At 43.8% G+C, this 317-nt stretch carries 1 protein-coding gene; it reads left to right on the forward strand.

Features of this window, described 5'->3' with window-relative positions; translation table 11 throughout:
* Window positions 1-317, forward strand: a 317-nt coding sequence (locus HA43_RS19490; RefSeq protein ID WP_158086457.1) for a hypothetical protein, incomplete at both ends; no start/stop codon positions are given.

Genomic DNA, 317 nt, shown 5'->3' on the forward strand with positions numbered 1-317 from the left:
AAAAAACCCCGGGGTTTTAAAAAACCCCCGGGGGTTTTCCCCCTTTTTGGGGAAAAAAGGGGGCCCCAAAAAAATTTTTCCCCCGGGGAAAAAAATTTTCCCCGGGGAAAAAATTTTTGGGGTTTTTAAAAAAACCCCAAAAAAAGGGGCCCCCTTTTTAAAAAACCCCGGGGGTTTTAAAAAAAACCCCGGGGTTTTTCCCCCTTTTTTGGGGGAAAAAAGGGGCCCCAAAAAAATTTTCCCCCGGGAAAAAATTTTCCCCGGGGGAAAAAATTTTGGGGTTTTTAAAAAAACCCCAAAAAAAGGGGCCCCCTTTT

This window comes from Pantoea eucrina, from assembly GCF_002095385.1.
In the GTDB taxonomy this organism is placed as follows: Bacteria; Pseudomonadota; Gammaproteobacteria; order Enterobacterales; family Enterobacteriaceae; genus Pantoea; species Pantoea eucrina.